Genomic DNA, 560 nt, shown 5'->3' on the forward strand with positions numbered 1-560 from the left:
ATCGCCTCTGACTGCCTAGGCATCCACCGTGTACGCTTAGTCACTTAACCTCACAACCCGAAGATGTTTCCATCGTTCGCGCTGCAAACATTTGAGAGACTCTATGACAGGTTACTCTTCATCCCAATACATCTACGGAGGGACAAATTTCAGCCGTCATGTTTCAATTTTCAGCTTGTTCCAGATTGTTAAAGAGCAATATCTTAAACATGACTCGGAAGTCATCTTTAAGATATGGTGTATCGTCAGATACTTGAGACCGCCGCTTTCACCGGGTGGGTCGGAAGCTTGGCGTCCCCTAGGGGATTCGAACCCCTGTTACCGCCGTGAAAGGGCGGTGTCCTAGGCCTCTAGACGAAGGGGACACGACACCGTACTTTTATGACGCTTTTGCTCGTTACTTTTTCATCAGACAATCTGTGTGAGCACGCCACTCGAACTAATATCTTTAGGTAAGGAGGTGATCCAACCGCAGGTTCCCCTACGGTTACCTTGTTACGACTTCACCCCAGTCATGAATCACAAAGTGGTAAGCGCCCTCCCGAAGGTTAAGCTACCTA

1 tRNA gene and 1 rRNA gene are annotated in these 560 nt (G+C 48.6%); both read right to left on the reverse strand.

Annotated features, from left to right (window positions below):
- Positions 1-289 precede the first annotated feature (289 nt).
- Positions 290-365, reverse strand: a tRNA-Glu gene (locus tag ACJ8M3_RS24785).
- An 88-nt stretch (positions 366-453) separates the two neighbouring features.
- A 16S ribosomal RNA gene (locus ACJ8M3_RS24790) occupies positions 454-560 on the reverse strand; the annotation flags it as partial.

The sequence above is a fragment of the Serratia sp. CY55921 genome (genome assembly GCF_052167655.1).
Taxonomy (GTDB): domain Bacteria; phylum Pseudomonadota; class Gammaproteobacteria; order Enterobacterales; family Enterobacteriaceae; genus Serratia; species Serratia ureilytica.